The organism is Legionella israelensis (genome assembly GCF_004571175.1).
GTDB lineage: Bacteria > Pseudomonadota > Gammaproteobacteria > Legionellales > Legionellaceae > Legionella_D > Legionella_D israelensis.
Window position 1 is genome coordinate 258535 of the sequence record NZ_CP038273.1, and the last position, 20196, is coordinate 278730.

Below are 20196 nucleotides of genomic sequence, written 5' to 3' on the forward strand. Positions count from 1 at the left end.
CATGGCAAAATCATACTTTGATTATATTGTATCTTATTTTTGTCATTTCCGCGCAAAACTGCTCGGAAATGATGTATTATAATCCCTTTATGAAAGCTTTATTAATCAAAAGTATATCCTTGCTCTGCCCAGCTATTTCTATACTGGATACTTTAATATTGTAAATCAAGTTTTCAGGCCATTTTTATATTGGTCAAAAGTGTTAAGAGATATATCCATAGGTGGCGTCGCTTCATTGATATCTGTTCGACCCAATTGACGAAGCGGTTTTCCAGCCATTAGATAATTTTCTATATTTTCCAAGCTTAAATTTTTCGTCTCAGGCATGAAATAGTATGCATATACGAGACCTGCAAAGCATATCAGCGCATACATAGCAAAAGTGTATTCAATGCCAAATTGTTTTTCGAACAAAGGAAAGCTGAAAACCACAATCGTATTGAAAATCCAGTTTGCTGCCATTGATGCTCCCATTCCTGCACCTCGGACATGCAGTGGAAATATTTCAGCCATGGCAATAAAGGGAACGGGACCAAGACTGATAGCAAAAGAGAAGATATAAAGAGTAAGACAAAAGACGGACAAGAAAGCAAGCCATTTGATCTGATAAACCGTAAATATACAAAGTAATCCAAGGCTGATAAAAGTTCCAGCAAACCCAAACAACAGTAATTTCCGTCGACCAAGTTTATCCACATAGATCAAAGCCACAATGGTGACAAGCAAATTAACGACACCAATGCCAAGAGTGGCCAAAATTTGGCCAATTGTATCACTCACACCAAGACTTTTAAAAATTTCAGGAGCATAATAAATGATAACGTTAATGCCACTGAGTTGCTGTAAACTGGACAGCATGATTCCCAGCATTAAAACAGGAAGCAATCTTTTTTTATATAAATCACGCCAACTGCTATCTTTAGGTTCATTTGCCAGCGTTTTCTCAATATCCACAACTTCCTCTTCTATCTTTTGGTTTTTTCTTAATTTTTTTAATGAATCGATGGCAGCATGACGTTTACCAACACTGCATAGCCAGCGAGGAGATTCCGGTAAAAACAAAATACCGATGCCTAAAATAGTGGCAGGTATGGCGCTGGATGCAAACATTGCCCTCCACGCTTGATGTTCAAGCAACAAATAATTGACAGAATAGGCACTGACAATACCCACCGTAATTGCCAATTGATAGATAGCTACAATCGCTCCGCGTAACGATGCAGGTGCTGCTTCTGCTAAGTATAAGGGTGTAATCACAGAGGCTGTGCCAATAGCAAGTCCCAGAATCGTTCTTGATAAAATCAGCATAAAGGTAGAATTGGCAAAACCTGCCCCCATTGCCCCGCAAAAGAACAACACACCAGCAAAAGACAAGATTAAGCGACGCCCAATACCATTAACCCATTTTGAAGCAAGAAAACCACCTATAAGAATTGAGCCTAATAGCGCACCAAATGGCAATGCAGAGGCCATGGCACCGATGTAACCTGGTGTCAATGCAAAATGGTTTTTGACCAGTTCAAGAGAGCCTGCAATAATCCCTTCATCATAACCAAACAGAAATCCAGTAACAGAGCCTATAATTGCAACAAGCCAAATCATTCTTTAATCCTTTAAAAACATAAAAAAACCTTTGCAACTTTAACTTATGCAAAAATGAATAGTCCAGCAATTTTTATCACTGGGTAGTGCAAAATTATATTTTGATTATATTATGCCTTTTTTGTGTCATTTAAGCGCAGACAAATGAGATGAGGGCGCGCAGAGCAAATTTAACCACAAAATACCTTTACAGATAAAATTTCCTGCAAATTCATATTAATAATCGAGGAAAAAACCCAATCAGCTTCTTTCAGAACCTGTTTATTACCAATGCCAGCAGCCATCATGCCCGCTGCTTTAATGGCCCTGACACCGGCTACTGCGTCTTCAACACCTATACAATGTCCAGGTGCTATATTGAATGCTTGTGCTACTGTTAAAAAAATTTCCGGATGGGGTTTACCATGTTTGATTTTATTTGCATCAGCAATATAATCAAAATAGGCTTTAAGCGAAAGTCGCTCGATAACCAGACCCGCATTTTTGCTCGATGAGGCAAGGCCAATTAATATACCGTGCTGACGAAGGGCTATTAAAAATTCTTCTACACCCGCGAATCTTTCTTTAGGCCCCATTGACTGAATTAATCTGCGATAATATTGGTTTTTTCGTTCAGCCAGTTGAAGCTTTTCCTTTTCTGTTTTGCAAATGGAAGCTTTTGCTAAAATCAATTCAAGGGAAGCAAGACGGTCAATGCCTTTCAATGCTTCATGATCGTTCTCATCCAATTGGATATCCAACTCATTGGCAAGCGTTTGCCAAGCTTGAAAATGATATTTTGCTGTGTCAGTGATAACACCATCCAGATCGAAAATCATAGCCTTAACGCTCATACAACACCCTCTGCATCGGATAGCTCCGGCCTTAAATTCTCCTGCCACCAACTCAATATTTGTATGGGATTGTTCAAATCCAGGCGGACTTTTTGGTTAAAATGATAGACATCCAGCGTATTTCCTTTTAATAATTCATACACAATCCCTTCTTTTGCAACTCTAACCCTTAGATGCTGATTACGATATCTTAACCTGAAACTGTATGCCACCCATTGTGAAGGCAAGGATGGCTTAAAGTGTAAGCCATCGGTCCTGGCTCTGAAACCGGCAAAGCCATGTACAATACATGCCCATGAACCTGACATACAGGCGATATGGACACCGTATTCACTGTTCGCATGATGATTATCTAAATCCATTCTTACAGTATTTTCAAAAAACGAATAGGCCTTTTTATCATCCCCCGTCTCACAGTATTCAATGGCATGAATGCAGGCTGATAATGTGGAATCATGAGTGGTTATAGGCGCATAATAAGACAGATTACGCCTTTTTTGTTCAGTATCAAACTGATCATCCAATAAATACATCGCAAGAATCACATCAGCTTGCTTCAGTACCTGATGACGGTAAATGACTAAAGGATGAAAATGTAATAGCAAGGGGTATTTATCCTGTGGTGTATTGTTGAAATCCCATATTTTCTTATTGAGAAAGCTGTCATCCTGTAAATGAATCTGCAACGATTCATCAAAAGGAAGGTACATATGATCAGCTGCTTTCTGCCAGTCATTGATCTCCTTATCTGTTAAACTCAAATTCACAGCAAGTTTTTTAAAATCCTTTGGAGATGATGTCCTTAATCGCTGAGTGATTTCCACAGCAAATCGTAGATGCATTTGAGCCATGACATTCGTGTAAAAATTATTATTCACAATGGCAGTATACTCATCAGGGCCTGTGACACCATCGATACAGAACCTCCCTTCCCGACTCAAATTGAAATGTCCAAGATCCATCCATAAACGCGCTGTTTCTATAAGCATTTCTGCACCACCGTCCCAGAGAATCTGCTCTTCATCTGTCGCATTTAAATATTGCTTCAAGGCATAGGCAATGGCCGCATTGATATGGTATTGAGCTGTTCCTGCAGGAAAATAAGCCGAACACTCTTCTCCCCCTATAGTCCTCCATGGATAAAGCGCTCCGATATCATGAGCCATCTGTCGCGCCCGCTCCCTTGCTTTTGGCAAAGTATTTATCCTGAATTCAATGAGTTTACGTGCTATCTCTGGCTGACTAAAGCAAAGAAAGGGTATTACATAGATCTCCGTGTCCCAAAAATAATGGCCATCATAACCATGGCCGGTCAAACCTTTCGCCCCGATATTAGCAAAACCTGTTCTGCCCGCCGACTGAAATACATGGAAAAGATTAAAACGAATACCTTGTTGCAGGCGTTCATCACCTTCGATGACAACATCACAGTTTTGCCAGAACTCATCCAACTCCTGCTGATGCTGACGCAACTCTTCCTCAAACCCTTTTTTTGCCACGTTTTCCATCAATTCTATCAGGCCTGATAACATTGTTTTTTTATTGTCAGCAGCATCACAATGATGATAGGCAATCCATTTAAAAAAGGTTACGGGCTGCCCTTTTTGCAAATGAATTTGATAATTTTGTCGCAGCAATTCGTTTCGCTCATTTTCCAAGGACAGGTGTTCTGCTTCCTGAGGTAATATATCGAGAGAAGCAGAAGCAACGATAAAATCGGTACCCTCTACCTCGTGAAGAAAAGCATTTAAGGCAGTTTGTTGTTGCTGTTCAATGCATTTAAGACTGTTAGCAATGGATAAGCAGCCTATTCTTGGATCATCTTCATTCCTGGCCGTAAACTTATAACCGGCATCCAAGACTGAGCAAAGCGATATCGAACCTGTAAAATTATCAGCGGTAATTTGATATGCTATTCCCATAATATGCTGATTTGCCAAAGAAACGAAACGACGACTTTTCAACGTCAATTTTTTCCCATTCTGAGTGTGCCATTTTTGTTGACGATAGAAAACGCCTGTACGAAAATCAAGCTCCCTTTGACCTTCTGCGCGCTCATCACAAGCACTTAATGGTTCACCATCGACTGATAGACAAATGTATTTACCATTAGGCACTTGCAGAATTTTCTGATTATGGGTGGCAAAACCATAGGCTTTCTCACCGTAGATTATAGGCTCCTGATGATAAACACCATTTAAAAAAACACCTTCACAGCTAACAACATCTTCACTTAAACTCTCTTCATAACTGCCGCGACTGCCTATATATCCATTGGCCTGTGCAAATAACGTTTCCAGCAACATTTGTTGCTCTGGTAAAAATTGATTGACTTTAAAACACCAGGAGTCTGTTATCAGACCAGAGGATTCGAAGTGCAGTGCCATATTGAAACCTTTATAGTCTTCGGAGTTACCCATATTACTCAATTTATGATTGATTGCAAAAACTTTTTTTTTCGGTAAACTGAAAAACATTTTTTCTTGCTGAAAGGGTCTATTGACGAAATCTTAAGGTTATATATTTATCTTTTGTCGTAGCGAAATTTGGAGGATGCCGGCCTTCGCCGGTAAAAGATAAGTGCACAGAACCTAAATCATCGAGATTAAATAAGGATGCAGTAATGAAAAGAGGACCGATTATTCTCTCGTTAATTCTAAGTTATATTATCTTTTCTTTATTATTAAACAGTGTCGGGACAGTCATACTCCAGGTAATTCATCACTACGGCGTCAGCAAACCACAAGCCAGTATCCTGGAAGGATATAAAGATTTACCCATTGCTCTGGTTTCCTTTTTTTTTGCTTCCTTTTTGCCACGTCTGGGATATATAAAGGCCTTACAATCCGGACTTATTCTAACCATGTTGGCTTGCGTATGTATGCCCTTATTTCCCAGTTTTTTTACTACAAAACTGATGTTTTTAGCGGTTGGAATAAGCTTTGCTCTTGTTAAAATTTCGGTCTATACGATAGTTGGTTTGATTGCCAAAGATAAAAACCAGCATGCTTCTCTGCTTAATATGCTGGAAGGCTTTTTTATGCTGGGTTTACTTTTGGGATATTGGTTATTCAGTTTATTCATAAATGAAACAGCAACCATTAATCATCATTGGCTAAATGTCTATTGGTGGATAAGTGTCTTATGCCTCATTAATATTTTATTGCTCAGCGGCATCAAAATCGAGAATGAGGCACCTGCTGCCTCAGCTTCTTTATCAGAAGATTTTCATTCCATGTTAAAACTCATTTTAAAACCGATGATTTTTGTTTTTATTCTTTCCTCTTTTCTGTATGTCCTCCTTGAGCAAAGCATCGGCACCTGGTTACCTACGTTTAACAATGAAATTTTACAATTTTCAAAAACCATGAGTGTACAGGCAGCGAGCATTTTTGCCTTATCACTGGTTTTAGGACGTTTTCTTACCAGCATTCTGTTGCAAAAAATAGACTGGTACACACTGTTAGTCTCGAGCCTGATAGCAATGAGTTTGCTCATCGTACTGACATTACCCTTCACTTATCAAGTCTCTGCCTCAGAAACACTGTCAAGTTGGCGTGATGCCCCAGCTGTAGCCTTTTTACTTCCTATGATTGGCTTATTTATGGCGCCCATTTACCCGGCAATCAATTCGGTGATGTTATCAGCTCTTCCCAAAACAAAGCATGCGGCAATGACGGGCTTAATCCTTTTTTTCTCTGCTTTGGGGGGAACAACAGGTAGTATGATAACCGGTAATTTGTTTGCTGTATTTGGTGGAAGGCATGCTTTCTACGTACTGTTGATTCCCTTATTTCTGCTCTTTTTTTCTTTCTATCGATTTCGTTACCTTAGTGAGCGTCAGTTTTGCTAGAGCGTGACGACACGCGCTAATTCATTATTAAAAATATAAGCACTCAGTCTTGTTCTGGAAAAAGCCATATTTAGGTCCATCTTGCAAGAAAGCTTCACTACAAAATGCTCATATAAGTCACTCTGAACACAGACCTGGCTGTTTGGGCCATTATTTAAAATAGGTTTCTTTAGCAAGTTTTACCGTATTTAAACACAAATCGCTGATAACCGGCCAATTATTTTGCTGAATAAACTCATCAGGCAATACCCATGAGCCGCCCACGCAAGGTACATTTGGCAAGCGCAGATAATCAAGAAAATTATCTTTGCTGATGCCTCCAGTGGGACAAAATGAAACTTCCGGAAATGGCCCTGCCATCGCATTAAGTGCTTTTATCCCCCCAGCGGCTTCCGCCGGAAAAAATTTAAAAAAGCGATAGCCTGAATCGATACCTTTCATTAATTCTGAAGCACTAGCGACACCTGGAATATAAGGAATTTCTATCTCTGCTCCGGCCTCTAATAAAGCTTCTGTTGAACCTGGGCTCAAAGCAAAACGTGCGCCTGCCTTAGCGCATTGCTCCAGTTCATGAACCGTTTTTACTGTACCGGCGCCAATCAAGGCTTCTGGCATTTCTTCCGTGAGCAATTGTATAGCCTCTAAGGCAATTTCTGTTCTTAACGTGATTTCCAATACATTAAGTCCCCCGGCAATCAAAGCTTTTGCCAAAGGAAGTACATGTTCAAGTTTCTGAAGAACTATCACCGGAATCACCGGAGAACGCGTAAATAAATACTCAGGCTGTAAAGTCCAATATCTAAAGGCCATACTGTTCATCCATTATTTTTTGTTTTAAAAGCACTGCCGCTCCCAGTATACCAGGTTGTTCTGCTGAAACCACATAGGTAGGAATATGGCGATTATAAACATCAAAACGTCCTTTTGCTTCAAAGCGTGCGCGAAACTCGCTTTCATGAAGAAGAGGCAGTAATTTCGGTACAATACCACCAGCAATATATACACCGCCGAATGCGCCAAGCGTCAATGCCAAGTCTCCGGCAAAACCACCAAGACTCGCAAAAAATTGCTTCACGGTTGCCAGTGCAAGTGGATGTTTCTCTGTCAATGCCAAATGAGCTATTTCACTGGCATTAAGAAAGTCCACTTTTTTCTTATAATAAGCAGCGAGGGCTCGATAAATATTTTCTATACCCGGCCCAGACAATAGCCGCTCTGCTGAAACGCGTCCAAATTGTTTAGTTAAAAACTGCTGAATAAACCATTCCTGCTCATTTTGTGGTGCCCAGTTTATATGCCCTCCTTCACCAGGAACAGAAATAAAGCGTTGCTTGTCAGGAATAAGAGTGGCAACACCAAGTCCTGTCCCAGCCCCCAATACCACCATGGGTTTCTGTGGGTCACTAACGCCTGAGCCAATTTGAATTTTTTCTTGACTGGTTAGCTGTGGCAGGCTCATTGCCATTGCCGTGAAATCATTCATCACCTGCAAGTGTGACAAGCCCAGTTGATTTTTCAAATCACTGGCTGAAAATTGCCAGCAAAAATTGGTCATGCTGATAAAATCACTGGCGACTGGACATGCGATGGCAATCGCCACATGCTTAACATGTTGTAAGGATTGTTTTTCCTGATAAAAATTTAAAGCATCTGCAGGTGTCGAAAAGTCCTTACAAGAATAAACTGACAGTTTATCAATGTTCAGATTATCCAGATTGACATAACCGAAGCGAGCATTGGTTCCGCCAATATCAGCAACGATCGCATGAACAACGGAATCCGGCTGACAAAGATTAAGCATTTATCCATCCTTCCTTAACAAATAAACTACATGCACCATCCTCAGCACCACTTAAATGCATTCGTATTCCAGTGAATAATTCTCGCCCCATGCCAAAAGCTTCCTCTGCTGATTTCGCGTTTTCGACAGCACGTTCAGCTAATTCTTCATCCGATATCATTAATTGTAAAATCCCTTTAACTCCATCCACCAACACTATGTCCCCTGTTCTGATTTTGGCAATAACACCACCGTTTACCGCTTCCGGAGTCACATGAATGGCTGCAGGAACTTTACCCGATGCTCCTGACATACGCCCATCCGTAACCAACGCCACTTTAAAACCCTTATCCTGCAAAACACCTAAAGGAGGGGTTAATTGATGCAGTTCTGGCATGCCACAAGCTTTGGGTCCCTGATAGCGAACCACAACGACACAATCTTTGTTCAACTCGCCGGCTTTAAATGCTGCATTCAATTCAGATTGATTTGAGAAAACGACAGCTGGTGCCTGTATGGTACTTTGCCCCTCCTTTAAAGAAGAGGTTTTCATCACTGCGCGTCCAATATTACCGGAAAGCACCTGCAAACCTCCATGAGATTTGAAAGGTCGTTTTATAGACCTTAGAACACGCTCATCGGTCGACCGTTCGGGGCCATTCTGCCATTTTAATTGTCCGTCCTGCAAACAAGGCTCTCTTGTATAGCGTTGCAATCCAAAACCATCCACCGTATGAACATCCTCATGCAACAATTCAGCCTCCAATAATGTACGGATTAAATAAGCCATACCTCCGGCCTGTTGGAACTGGTTGATATCAGCATAACCATTCGGATATATTTTAGTGATGAGCGGAACCACAGCCGATAGCTCGGCAAAATCATCCCAATTCAGAATAAAACCAGCTGCTCGGGCAATAGCAATTAAATGCATGGTATGATTTGTCGAGCCGCCCGTTGCCAGTAAACCGACAATGCCATTAACTAAAGTCTTGGCATCAAACAATTGTCCAATTGGCATGTAACACTCGCCTAAATCTGTCCATTGCAAAACCTGCTGTGCAGCTGCTTTGGTTAACTCTTCGCGCAAATTTGTATTTGGCGCAATAAATGAAGCCCCAGGCAAATGCAAGCCCATGATCTCCATGAGCAATTGATTGGAGTTAGCTGTACCATAAAATGTGCATGTTCCGGCCGTATGATAAGAAGCCGCCTCCACATCCATTAAAGCAGTTTTATCCACCTTACCTTCTGCATATAACTGTCGAATGCGAGATTTTTCCTGATTGGATATCCCTGAAGGCATAGGGCCTGCAGGAACGAAAACAAAAGGCAGATGACCAAAACTAAGAGCCGCAATTAACAGTCCGGGTACAATTTTATCGCAAATACCGAGCATCAACGCACCGTCAAACATATTATGCGACAATCCAACTGCCGCAGACATAGCAATGACATCGCGACTCATTAAACTTAATTCCATGCCGGGTTGTCCTTGAGTAATACCATCACACATCGCCGGAACACCTCCGGCAAACTGGGCAACACCTCCCGCTTCATGAATCACCCTTTTAAGCAGATGGGGATAAGTCTCATAAGGTTGATGGGCCGATAACATATCATTGTACGAAGAAATGATGGCAATATTAGCTTTCGTCATGCCCCGTAAATCCTGTTTGTCCTTAGCACAGCAGGCAGCAAAACCATGAGCCAGATTACCACATTGCAAAGCTCCACGATGTGGGCCACTTAAACGTGCTTTTTCAATCCTGGTCAAATAGTGATCGCGGGAACTACCACTTCGGGCCATAATTCGCTTGGTCACTTGTTGGATGGTCTTATGCATACTATTGGCTCCCCCCAAATATATCCTGGCTTTACTAGGGGCTGTCGACATTAGATCAATTTACAGCCGAAAATACTGATTGTCGACAGACCCATATGATTTAAATTTAAACTGTCTTTTATCTCAAATTGCTGCTCCCGGACTTCATCCGTTAACAGGAGTTCGGTTGGGATTTTTACGATGCAAACATCACCTGAACGTCAACCGTTGGATGATGCAAAAAAGTACGCACTGGCATCTGTAATACCTCATCTCCACTCATGGCTTGATTTAAAACTTCCAGTTTGCTCTCTCCTACAAGATGCAAAAAAACATGCCTACTATTCAGTAGGCGGGATGGAGTTAAAGAAATCCGACGATAAGAAGCCGTTTTCGGCGTTATCACCGTAGCCGGTTTTTGCTCAGCAAGTGCTTTATGAATTTCTTCACTGCACGGAAAGAGGGAGGCCGTATGACCATCTTCTCCCATGCCCAGAATAACAATATCAAACACAGGCAAGGACTGCAGCCGCTCATTGATGATATTGATTCCCTCAGCAATGCTGTTTTCTGAAGAAAATAAACTCACAAACTGGGCACATTCAGCCTGATTCTGTAAAAGATGTTTTTTGACTAGATTTTCATTACTGTCTTCCTGAGCAGGATCAACCCAGCGCTCATCAGCCAAAGTGACAGTCACTTTTTTCCAGTCAATTTCATTGGTTTTTGATAACATCTGAAATAAACCCACAGGGGTTTTTCCGCCGGATACAACAAGAAAAGCCTTGCCTCTTGCAGCAATGGCTTTTTGCAGAATGCGAGTCAATTCTCTGACAAAATGTTGATTTAGTGCTTTAGTGTCTAAAAAACGATGTAATTGCATTTACTCATCCCAGTTACGCCCGTCACGAGCCAGTAAAGAAATAGATGCGGCAGGTCCCCATGTACCTGCCTGATAGTCCAGGGGAATATCATGGCAGCTTTTCCAGGCGGCAATCACACTATCTACCCAGCGCCAGGCTTCCTCCACTTCATTTCTGTGAACAAACAAATATTGATTTCCCAACATCGCTTCCAGCAGCAAACGCTCGTAAGCATCTGCAATACGCTTAAACCGAAATGTTTTATCAAAGCTTAAATCCAGTTTGCTTTGCTGTAGCTGCATGGTTTCCTCAAGCCCCGGTACTTTATTCATCATTTGAATTTCCACACCCTCATCCGGCTGTAAACGGATAATGAGTTTATTGGCAGGTAAAGATTTATAGGCTTTGTAAAAAATATTATGTGGCTGGGATTTAAAAGAAACCACCACTTCACTGAGTTTTTTCGGCATACGTTTACCTGTTCGCAGATAAAATGGAACACCTGCCCAGCGCCAATTATCGATATTCACCTTCAAAGCCACGAATGTCTCAGTGGTACTGTTCTGCCCGGAACCACTCTCTTCCAGATAGCCTGGGACAGCTTTGTCACGGACAAAACCTTGTGTATACTGGCCGCGAACTGTATTCTCACGTACATTTCCGGTATCAATGGGGCGCAGTGCTTTTAATACTTTTAATTTTTCCTCACGTATACTGTCAGCTTCCAGGCTGACTGGCGGCTCCATGGCAATTAATGATAAAACCTGCAACAAATGATTCTGAACCATGTCACGCATTTGCCCTGCATTATCATAATAAGCCCAGCGTCCTTCTACCCCTACTTCTTCTGCAACTGAAATCTGCACGTAATCGATGCTGTTTCTGTCCCAGTTCGAAGCAAAAATAGCATTGGCAAAACGCAGAGCCAGAAGATTTAAAACGGTTTCTTTTCCTAAATAATGATCAATACGGTAAATCTGGCTTTCATTAAAATATTTGGCCACTTGATCGTTAATCTGTCTTGAAGAGAATAAATCATGCCCTATAGGCTTTTCCAGGATAACTCTTGCAGGCTCTGCGCAAAGCCCGGCAATAGCCAGCCCTTCACAAATTTGACCATATAAAGAGGGTGGAGTAGCAAAATAACTGATAGGAATCCGTGAACGAATATCCGTCATGGCAAGGAATTTTTCATAATCCCTCAATTGAGATATATCAAGTTGCATGTATTGCAGTTTCTGCTGAAAGCGCTCCCAGGCATGGGGATCAATAGAATCTTTCAGGAATTTCTGTAAGTTATTATATACAAACTCAGAATAAACAGAGGGTGACATATCGTCTCGGGCAATTCCGGTAATTCTTGTTTCCGGATGCAGAAGCTCTGAGACTTCCAGCTGATATAAAGCAGGAAGCAACTTACGCGTTGCAAGATCTCCTTTAGTGCCGAACAAAAGCAAATCACAGGCTTTGTTTAACGATTGAGACATATCATATCCTTAAATGAAACATGAGTTATCACTAGCTACACGCATCTCCGAGATGAATGACGAATTATAGAATAACCAACTTCTGTAATTAACCGTAAAGAGAGCAATAATAATGAACAAATTGAACGATCAGATAACTGAGGACGCGTCCTAGTCTGATTTTACAATAATTACAGAAAGGATCAACTTCTTAATGGTTCAAGACAGGGTAAAATCATACCCTTTGATTAATAAATGTTTTTATGAAGTAAATCATGAATGAAGTCTTCAAAACTTATCTCGTAAGCGGGAATCTATTTCTTATCATAAACTCCATAATTTTAATAATCAGCCACTGCATAACATAAGTGAATAATTTCTTTAATGGCAATAATTAAATAATGGCTCAACCCTCTATGTTGACAATAGCAAGGCTTGCGCACTTGCTACTCATGTTATGCGGCACAGTATTTTTTAGAAGATTTGGACGCATTTTGGAATTTTAAAGCGCAGTTTACATGGAGTAAATGAGCATTTGAAATGCCAAAATGTCTCCAAAGAGGCAAAAAAAATGAAGCTGCGTAACATGAGTTACTAACTTGAGGGCATAAAAGTAACATCCTCGAAATTTTTCTCAGAAAGTTCTCTTTTTTTATTTGAATAATAAAAGGTTGAATGTACGCTGGAAAGTTGAGGCAAAGTGCTCAACGATACTTCTTTCTCTTCCTGATTCTCATAAAATTCCTTGAGTTTTTCTTTGTATTTTCCTGGAATCTCATTGAAAGGCAATTGTCTTAAAATTGCTTTAATATCTTCCTTAAAGTTCTCAGTGGGGAATTTTTTCTGTGTATTCTCAATGCTCTTTATTAATAACTTAAAATGCCTGCTATTATTTTGACAGGCTTTAGCAACACCCTCAATTATTACTAAATATATTTCCTCCTCAGTCAAGGCGGATGAACGAGGATCTTTCGTTATTTTTTTCAACAAGGACTTATGGTTCAATTGGGAAGAGTTCTTTTTGTCTTCCACCCTTTGAACATATGATAAAACCTCTGCGCATAATCTACTACGCATCTTAACTTGTGTGTCTTTAAAATTAATACAATTGGCTAGTTCAACAAAGGTTGTTCGGGCAGAGTAATCCCATACCTCCGGAGATTGACGGACAAGCTCGGAAAACAATTTAAAAGTCAGGGCACTGACTACGCGTTTTTTGGCTATACGTACTTCATCCACATTCAGTGTAACGGCTTCTTCCTGCCAAAAATTTTGCCATCGTCGATTTTGTTCCAGCTCTTTCAGATAAGGCAAAAGAATTTCATTCCAGATAAAAGCATAATTTTCCATGCTGTATTCCTCTGGAATCTCCCTGATTTTTTCCTTTATATTTGCCAGTAAGAAATCGTTAGAGCCGAATTGCTCGGTTAATTCCCGGGATAAATCAATTTCAGAATCGTGAAAAAATAACCTTCCATGCTGGGCGCCTTCGTCTTCGTTTCCAAAAAAACTCAGTACTGATGGCAGGTTAAAGGTCTTTTTCACCTGGGATAAATAGTCAACCATTTGATTCTGTTCATTTTCTGTTAACAGGGGTTGTGAAATTTTTCTGTCTTTCAACTTTTCCTGCAGTTCCTGTATCAATATTTTTTGGTTAATACTCATCTTTTTACTTCTACACTTATTTCGTTTTTCTTCATATTAACATATTTGTGATAGATAAGTAGGTTATCTGACTTAAATAATATCAGATTAAGAAAAAGATTTACTAGGCTCTGTGCACTTATCTTTTATCGTAGCGAAAATTTGGGTGATTTAGCTCAAATTTAAACTTGAGTGAGGCGAATAGCCAGTCCTATTTAACAAGCTCAAGCTTAAATTTGAGCAAATCAACCGCCGGTAAAAGATAAGTGCGCAGAGCCTAGAGCCTGGATAATATTTAAATATGTGTAATTGATGTAATCAGACTTTCATCATGTTCTGGAGAAGTTGTCAGGGTTTCAAGGTTTATCGTATCCGCAATGACTTCAACCAGGCTGCGTTCAGTGTTTTCAGGATGGCAAATATTAAGCAAGAGCTCCCTTAATAGGCATTGATCTTCATTTCCACACCCAAAAGCAATATTGATAGATCTTATGAGCTCGACTCGATCGTAACCATTGATTAATTCTCCCACCTCCCAGCCTTCTTGAAGCTCCAGAGCCGGGTCAGACCCTTGATGCATCCTTTCGACTAAGACAACCACACATTTCATAATAGTCGTATTAAGTTGTTCAAGTAAAATTTCCAGGTTAGTCAAGCTTGAAATCTTTGTCTGCCTTTTACTGTATTGCATTTCAAACTTTAAGATGTCTTCCTTCTCACAATCAATTGAGTTAGCAAGCATCTCATAAGGATCTTCTCCATTCTCAGTGTTATCCTTCGCGTTTTTAATGAGTTCATAAAAATCTTGGTTTGATTTGATAAAAGAACTACACTCATTTTTATCTTCGAGTAGGTTTTTGCCAGTGATATAAAATGATCCAAGTTTTTGTAGAAAAGTTATGTATGGTTGATTATTGTCTGACAATGGCCACTGCTCTTGACTTAAATTGACTAACATGCGAAGAAAATTAACTTCACTACAAAATGTGTGAAAAGTATTATTTACATCTGAAGTATGATTATTATGAAATTCCTCCATTAATAATTCATCCAGGATATCCTTTGTAATAAAATCAATTGGATTTTGCAAAAGGTTTTCGAGATTAGATCTGATATCAAATATTACGAAACCATACTCGGAGTCAATTTCATCCAAATACTCAATACTTTTATTATAGATGTCTTTTGCGAGCTTTTCAGGGTCGTTAACATTAAAAAGCGATATGAAGGCCCTTAACCTTGCTCCTTTTGCAGGAATGTATATTCTGCCTTCTTCTATGATTTTTGATCTATCTTTTCCAGTGTCTGCTAAGTAATTTTCATCCAATGATTGAACAAATTCGACATCTAGCTGCGTAAAGTTGGTTCTTTGCTCCGGTTGTTCCCATGATAAAAACCATTTATTATAATTTTCATATTCGCCCAAAGCGCGACTCAAAATATAGAGTATTGAGTACATTTTTGAGCTTTGAAATCGATTTGCCCACCCCACTCCCATTAGTTCAAGTTCTGTTAGATTTTTCCTATACTCATTCTTCTCTTCTACAGTAGAAAGACTTTGAATGTATTCATAATTTATCAATGACTTTTGTACATATTCTGCGAGCTGACTCATGTAGTCGCCTCCTGATTCATATAGTCGCCTCGATAATTCGATAATAAAAAGGATTGCAAAAGATGTAGCTTGTTGATTAATCGGCAGCTGATGGTTGAGAGTCAATTTATGAAGTAATTATAGACTTTTTTTCCTACCGATAAATAATTCTTGAACAGTTATATCGAATTCATGTTTAATTGATTTTTCTTCCTTTTGTTATAGAAATCCGCCCAGGGATCCTGTTTCTGTCCGAGGCGGCGAAAAATATTCGATAAATTAAAAGAACGAGGCTCAATCGATTTATCCTTTAATTCTTCCCAGTCTAAAGGAACAGCAATAGGCGCCTTTGGTTTAGCGCGTAATGAATAAGGAGCAATAGCGGTCATGCCATAATCATTGCGCAAATAATCTATAAATACTTTGTCACCCCTTTTGCCCTTACGTTGTTCAAGTGTGGTTATTTCTGAGCATTTATCATGCAGTTTTTCTGCCATTTTTTTGGTCATTGCTTTGACTTTTTGAAAACCATAATTGACCTCAACGGGAATATGAATATGCACACCACGCGAGCCTGTGGTTTTAACAAAAGAAATCAAGTCTGAATCGTCCAGCAAGTCTTTGAAAGCCAGAGCGGCTCTTCTTACTTTTTCAAAGTCATCATCGGAAGGATCAAAATCAAATATGATTTGATCCGGTTTATCAATATCTGAAACTTTTGCCAAAGCCACATGCAACTCAATGGTATTTTGGTCTGCCAGATATACCAAATCGCGTGATTCCTCAGCGCCGACCATCTCCATGTAAGAATCATCCTTCTTCATGGGAACACTTAGGCGACGGATAAAATCAGGAAAATAATCAGGGATATGCTTGTTGTAGAATCCATCTTCTTCAATACCATCGGGATAACGCCTCATGGTAATTGGTCTGTCTTTTACATAGGGCAAAAGATAAGAAGAAATTTTGGCATAATATTCAGCAATATTTTTTTTTGTTAGTTGATCCTTTGGATACATTATTTTATCAGGATGACTAATTTCAATGTTCTCAATTTTCATTTTTGACGTTCCAGACTGTCCATTAACTTTACTGCATCTTTAGGTGCATTAGCTTTTTGATCATTGTCAAAATAACAAAAGACGGACTTACCTTCTTTTTGCCATCGAATAAATTTTTGCGCATAGCCAGCAAGTGTTCGTCCATCGTAGGCCCCCTCATAAGCCTGCTCTGTTGGTCCATGCAGCCGAACATAAATAAAATCGCTGGTGATCACTTCCGGTGATTGATAGCCTTTAAAATCATAAAAGCAAAGAGCAATATCGTATTTTTCCAATAAGTCATATACTTGCTCGCAAAGCCAGCTTTTATCCCTGAACTCAAAGGTATATCGATGATCTTTTGGCAGTGTTCTGACAAACTTTGCCAATCGTTCAATATCCATGTACCAGTTAGGAGGAAGTTGAAACAAAACAGGACCTAATTGCTCACCAAAATGCTCCAGGGATTCAAATAAATGATCAACATCAGGCTTGGCATCATTTAATTTTTTCATATGTGTAATATAGCGGCTCGCTTTACAGGAAAAAATAAAATCATCTGATGTGGCCTTAAGCCAATGCTGAATGCTTTTTTTGCTGGGTAATTGATAAAAGCTGTTATTTAATTCAACCGTAGAAAAGGTTTCTGCGTAATGGCTTAGTCTATCGTTATTTTTTATATCTTTCGGATAGAAACTCCCAATCCAGCTATCAAAACTCCACCCCGAAGTACCAATATATATATGATTCCCTTTATCCGCCATTGGTAACCTCCCGATGAACTTCCCTGGCGTCCTTATCCTTACGCAAACCCTTAAAACGCGGATGACGTAATTTGTCGGCATTTGTCCACTCTGTAAAGGCTACTTCTGCGACTAGCTCTGGTTTAATCCAGGTGACGTCATCTTCTGACTCAGAACAGTGACTAAAAGGACAATGATCAGTCTGGCGTTTTTTCATGTGTTCATGTAAAAATTCCAGCATATCATCATCAAATCCGGTACCTACCTTTCCGGCATATTTTAAGTCGTCATCTTCATAGTAACCAATCAGAAGTGCTCCAAAGCCGATACGGCTTCCCTGTGGAGCCGTATACCCCCCTATCACAAACTCCTGTTCATGCGCACATTTAAACTTTAACCATTTTTTAGAACGGCTATGGACATATTCACTGTTTGCGTCTTTGGCAATAATGCCCTCCCAGCCTTTATCACAAGCTTTCTTTAAATATTTTTCCCCTTCTTTATTGCGATGCGGCAAATAACGAAGAAATGAATGGTAGGAGAACGCATTTTTTAAAATGAATTTTCTTTTACGTAAGGGCAATTCTTGCAGGCTATAATCATCCAGATACAAAATATCGAAAACATAAGCATATACCGGATATTTTTTTATTAATTCTTCGCTTGGATGTTTAACATGCATACGATTTTGTAATTTTGAAAAGCTGGTTATTTTTCCATCAAATGTGACCAGCTCGCTGTCAAGAATAAAATCGCCAGGAAAATCATTTAAGGCCTTACTGATTTCAGGGTAATAATCATTTTGCAGTTTTTCATTCCGTGAAATCATTTTCACTTCCCCGTTTTTTTTATATAAAAGGCAACGCTCCCCATCGAGCTTACGTTCATAGAGCCATTCGGGATCAGAAAAATAATCCTTTGTCAGGGTTGCCAGCATGAGGGAAACCTTTTCTGTCTGCTCCTTTTTCTTCAATTTCTTCTGTGTATCTTTTGGTAACTTTTCCAATATTTTATTCATCGTTCCCTTCTTCTTCAGCGACTTCATCCAATGAACGACCACTTAAGGCCGAATTCGGCTCACTGCTTACAGGATTACGTCTTGCATCCGCCTCTTCATCATCCAGTTTAAAAATAACCCATTGTTCATCCTCACTGCTATTCATACGAGCCATCGCATAACCGCCTTTTAATTTCTTTCCCTTCAATTTAAATTTTAAGGCTCCATCCTCCAAAGCATCCTTCATTGATTTTTCATCACCATTTTCAGCCATCGGTTCATATTCCCCGATATCCCATACCAGCACCGTACCTGCTCCATATTCTCCTTCAGGTATGACGCCTTCAAACTTTGCATAATCCAGTGGGTGATCTTCTGTGCGTACAGCCAATCTTTTTTTGTTAGCCTCTGTGGATAAACCTTTGGGAACAGCCCAAGAAACCAATGCATCCTCTATTTGTATACGAAAATCATAGTGTAGCCTGCTGGCATCATGTTTCTGAATAACAAATAAACGCTCGGATTTTTCCTGAGATTCTTCATTGCCGGGTTCTTTTGTTTTTTCCAGATTTCTTTTCTTTTTATACTCTTCCAAATCTTTTTTTGTCATTTTCAGAATCCTTAGCCCATTTTTTGACATCCAGAGGTTGTAGAGCGTTTGTATGATCAAAATGAATCAGTCCATCAAACTGATAAGGCAGCCTGGAAAAAAAGTAATGGCTTAATCGTTCAGTCTCCGGGCGATAAATTACGCCAATAGCCCGTTGTAGACGCGGAATTTTTAAATAATGCTCCAGTCCTTTATGATGCCCACAATCCAAAATAAAATTTTTATGCTTCACATCATGGAATAAAGCCTCATAACTACCTTCAAGTCCGGGAGCGATGTTTTTACATTCCACAGGTTCATCCCAGTCCCTAGCAGCAGCTACAGTTCCTTCATAAGTAGAAAATCCAATGGAATAAGTATTGCTATCATGTCGTTCACGAATTAATTGACCAAGATTCACTTCACCACGCTCGCCCATTTCTGTCGCTCTGGCATCACCAATATGAGAATTATGTGCCCATAGAATGATTTTAGCTGGGCGGTTAAAACGCTTTTCCAGATGATCCGCCAGAATATCAACTGTTTCAGCCATATGAGTATCACGGATGTTCCAGGAAGAGACATGGCCTTCAAACATGGAGCGATAGTAATTTTCTGCATTTTTAACGAGGCGAGCATTCTGGAGAGCAAAAAAATATTTATCCTCAGCCTCTATCCCGTTCTGCTCAAGATAATCCGCAGCACGATGTTGCAACTCCATTAATTGTTCAATGGCTTCTTCAATACAGGCTTTTTTGATTCCTAAGTTGGTCAGATAGCCGTAAGTCTGAGGCTCTGTGCTCATGGTATCAAAACAGGCATATCTTTCTTTGGCATGTTTAGCTGCTTGAGGGTCCACTGTTTCCAGATACCGTATGACCGCAGACATTGAAGCGTTCATACTGTATAAATCAAGACCGTAAAAACCAATTTTCTCACTGATGGAGCTTAAATGATCATTGTGTTTGCGTAACCATTCAAGGAAAGGTGGTATCGTGATATTGCGCCACATCCATCTTGGAAAACGAGTAAAGCCGGTTAAGGCGGCTTTTGCATCAGGGACGGACTTATTATTTGTGTTTTGTATGTAACGGTGGATCTGATAAGCATCAGGCCAGTCACCTTCTATAGCAATGGCCATGAAGCCCTTTTTCAAAATTAACTGCTGACTGATTTCTATCCGCGCCTGGTAAAACTCTTCAGTTCCATGAGTTGCCTCCCCCATTAAGACAAAACGTGCTTCACCAATTTTATTCAGTAAGGATGCATATTTATCACCATTTTCCTGCAATGGTTCAACAGTCTCATTAAGCAAAGACATCAGTTTTTGATAAACTTCCTTATTCATTGTTTTCCCTTGAACTGAA

The 20196-nt window shown here is 39.9% G+C and carries 16 protein-coding genes; 1 reads left to right on the plus strand and 15 read right to left on the minus strand.

Annotated elements, in window-relative coordinates; translation table 11 throughout:
• Window positions 1-165 precede the first annotated feature (165 nt).
• The 3 genes from E4T55_RS01110 to E4T55_RS01120 all read right to left on the minus strand — a co-directional run bounded on the left by E4T55_RS01110 (window position 166) and on the right by E4T55_RS01120 (window position 4822).
• Window positions 166-1602, minus strand: a complete 1437-nt coding sequence (locus tag E4T55_RS01110; protein WP_058501480.1) for a sugar porter family MFS transporter — start codon at window positions 1600-1602, stop codon at window positions 166-168.
• A gap of 170 nt (window positions 1603-1772) precedes the next feature.
• Window positions 1773-2435: a beta-phosphoglucomutase gene (pgmB, locus tag E4T55_RS01115; protein WP_058501481.1), complete on the minus strand. Its 663-nt coding sequence runs from the start codon at window positions 2433-2435 to the stop codon at window positions 1773-1775.
• Complete coding sequence (locus E4T55_RS01120; RefSeq protein ID WP_065235980.1) at window positions 2432-4822, minus strand: glycoside hydrolase family 65 protein; 2391 nt, start codon at window positions 4820-4822, stop codon at window positions 2432-2434. Before E4T55_RS01120 ends, pgmB begins: the two co-directional genes overlap by 4 nt.
• A gap of 236 nt (window positions 4823-5058) precedes the next feature.
• Between E4T55_RS01120 and E4T55_RS01125 the strand changes: the two genes are divergently transcribed.
• A complete protein-coding gene (locus E4T55_RS01125; protein WP_058501482.1) occupies window positions 5059-6288 on the plus strand; it encodes an MFS transporter in 1230 nt (409 codons plus the stop codon).
• Between the two features lie 150 nt (window positions 6289-6438).
• On the opposite strand, the gene E4T55_RS01130 is transcribed toward E4T55_RS01125, so the two are convergent.
• The 12 genes from E4T55_RS01130 to E4T55_RS01185 form a co-directional block, all read right to left on the minus strand.
• Window positions 6439-7098 (minus strand): bifunctional 4-hydroxy-2-oxoglutarate aldolase/2-dehydro-3-deoxy-phosphogluconate aldolase, encoded by a 660-nt coding sequence (locus E4T55_RS01130; RefSeq protein WP_058501483.1) that lies wholly within the window; start codon window positions 7096-7098, stop codon window positions 6439-6441.
• Window positions 7088-8089 (minus strand): glucokinase, encoded by a 1002-nt coding sequence (locus tag E4T55_RS01135; protein WP_058501484.1) that lies wholly within the window; start codon window positions 8087-8089, stop codon window positions 7088-7090. The genes E4T55_RS01130 and E4T55_RS01135 overlap by 11 nt, the downstream gene beginning before the upstream one ends.
• Window positions 8082-9914 (minus strand): phosphogluconate dehydratase, encoded by a 1833-nt coding sequence (gene edd, locus E4T55_RS01140; protein ID WP_058501485.1) that lies wholly within the window; start codon window positions 9912-9914, stop codon window positions 8082-8084. The genes E4T55_RS01135 and edd overlap by 8 nt, the downstream gene beginning before the upstream one ends.
• Before the next feature lie 175 nt (window positions 9915-10089).
• Window positions 10090-10776: a 6-phosphogluconolactonase gene (pgl, locus tag E4T55_RS01145; protein ID WP_058501486.1), complete on the minus strand. Its 687-nt coding sequence runs from the start codon at window positions 10774-10776 to the stop codon at window positions 10090-10092.
• A complete protein-coding gene (zwf, locus tag E4T55_RS01150; RefSeq protein ID WP_058501487.1) occupies window positions 10777-12243 on the minus strand; it encodes a glucose-6-phosphate dehydrogenase in 1467 nt (488 codons plus the stop codon).
• Window positions 12244-12816: 573 nt separating this feature from the next.
• Entirely contained in the window at window positions 12817-13887 is a 1071-nt protein-coding gene (locus E4T55_RS01155) for a hypothetical protein (RefSeq protein WP_058501488.1), read from the minus strand.
• A gap of 274 nt (window positions 13888-14161) precedes the next feature.
• On the minus strand, window positions 14162-15481 hold the full coding sequence (locus tag E4T55_RS01160) for a hypothetical protein (protein WP_058501489.1): 1320 nt from the start codon (window positions 15479-15481) through the stop codon (window positions 14162-14164).
• Between the two features lie 158 nt (window positions 15482-15639).
• Complete coding sequence (ligD, locus tag E4T55_RS01165) at window positions 15640-16521, minus strand: non-homologous end-joining DNA ligase (protein WP_058501490.1); 882 nt, start codon at window positions 16519-16521, stop codon at window positions 15640-15642.
• Window positions 16518-17264, minus strand: a complete 747-nt coding sequence (locus E4T55_RS01170; RefSeq protein WP_058501491.1) for a DUF72 domain-containing protein — start codon at window positions 17262-17264, stop codon at window positions 16518-16520. Before E4T55_RS01170 ends, ligD (E4T55_RS01165) begins: the two co-directional genes overlap by 4 nt.
• Window positions 17254-18261: a non-homologous end-joining DNA ligase gene (ligD, locus tag E4T55_RS01175; protein WP_202967187.1), complete on the minus strand. Its 1008-nt coding sequence runs from the start codon at window positions 18259-18261 to the stop codon at window positions 17254-17256. The genes E4T55_RS01170 and ligD (E4T55_RS01175) overlap by 11 nt, the downstream gene beginning before the upstream one ends.
• Complete coding sequence (locus E4T55_RS01180) at window positions 18254-18850, minus strand: DNA polymerase ligase N-terminal domain-containing protein (protein ID WP_058501492.1); 597 nt, start codon at window positions 18848-18850, stop codon at window positions 18254-18256. The genes ligD (E4T55_RS01175) and E4T55_RS01180 overlap by 8 nt, the downstream gene beginning before the upstream one ends.
• Window positions 18822-20177: an erythromycin esterase family protein gene (locus E4T55_RS01185; RefSeq protein WP_058501493.1), complete on the minus strand. Its 1356-nt coding sequence runs from the start codon at window positions 20175-20177 to the stop codon at window positions 18822-18824. Before E4T55_RS01185 ends, E4T55_RS01180 begins: the two co-directional genes overlap by 29 nt.
• Window positions 20178-20196 lie beyond the last annotated feature (19 nt).

Excerpts from the sequence above, each read along its gene's own strand:
- ligD (WP_058501490.1), bottom strand. The coding sequence starts at position 16,521 with ATGAAAATTGAGAACATTGAAATTAGTCATCCTGATAAAATAATGTAT.
- E4T55_RS01185 (WP_058501493.1), bottom strand. The coding sequence starts at position 20,177 with ATGAATAAGGAAGTTTATCAAAAACTGATGTCTTTGCTTAATGAGACT.
- E4T55_RS01160 (WP_058501489.1), bottom strand. The coding sequence starts at position 15,481 with ATGAGTCAGCTCGCAGAATATGTACAAAAGTCATTGATAAATTATGAA.
- E4T55_RS01120 (WP_065235980.1), bottom strand. The coding sequence starts at position 4,822 with ATGGCACTGCACTTCGAATCCTCTGGTCTGATAACAGACTCCTGGTGT.
- E4T55_RS01135 (WP_058501484.1), bottom strand. The coding sequence starts at position 8,089 with ATGCTTAATCTTTGTCAGCCGGATTCCGTTGTTCATGCGATCGTTGCT.
- E4T55_RS01110 (WP_058501480.1), bottom strand. The coding sequence starts at position 1,602 with ATGATTTGGCTTGTTGCAATTATAGGCTCTGTTACTGGATTTCTGTTT.
- E4T55_RS01155 (WP_058501488.1), bottom strand. The coding sequence starts at position 13,887 with ATGAGTATTAACCAAAAAATATTGATACAGGAACTGCAGGAAAAGTTG.
- E4T55_RS01180 (WP_058501492.1), bottom strand. The coding sequence starts at position 18,850 with ATGACAAAAAAAGATTTGGAAGAGTATAAAAAGAAAAGAAATCTGGAA.
- pgl (WP_058501486.1), bottom strand. The coding sequence starts at position 10,776 with ATGCAATTACATCGTTTTTTAGACACTAAAGCACTAAATCAACATTTT.
- E4T55_RS01125 (WP_058501482.1), top strand. The coding sequence starts at position 5,059 with ATGAAAAGAGGACCGATTATTCTCTCGTTAATTCTAAGTTATATTATC.
- edd (WP_058501485.1), bottom strand. The coding sequence starts at position 9,914 with ATGCATAAGACCATCCAACAAGTGACCAAGCGAATTATGGCCCGAAGT.
- E4T55_RS01170 (WP_058501491.1), bottom strand. The coding sequence starts at position 17,264 with ATGGCGGATAAAGGGAATCATATATATATTGGTACTTCGGGGTGGAGT.
- pgmB (WP_058501481.1), bottom strand. The coding sequence starts at position 2,435 with ATGAGCGTTAAGGCTATGATTTTCGATCTGGATGGTGTTATCACTGAC.
- zwf (WP_058501487.1), bottom strand. The coding sequence starts at position 12,243 with ATGTCTCAATCGTTAAACAAAGCCTGTGATTTGCTTTTGTTCGGCACT.
- ligD (WP_202967187.1), bottom strand. The coding sequence starts at position 18,261 with ATGAATAAAATATTGGAAAAGTTACCAAAAGATACACAGAAGAAATTG.
- E4T55_RS01130 (WP_058501483.1), bottom strand. The coding sequence starts at position 7,098 with ATGGCCTTTAGATATTGGACTTTACAGCCTGAGTATTTATTTACGCGT.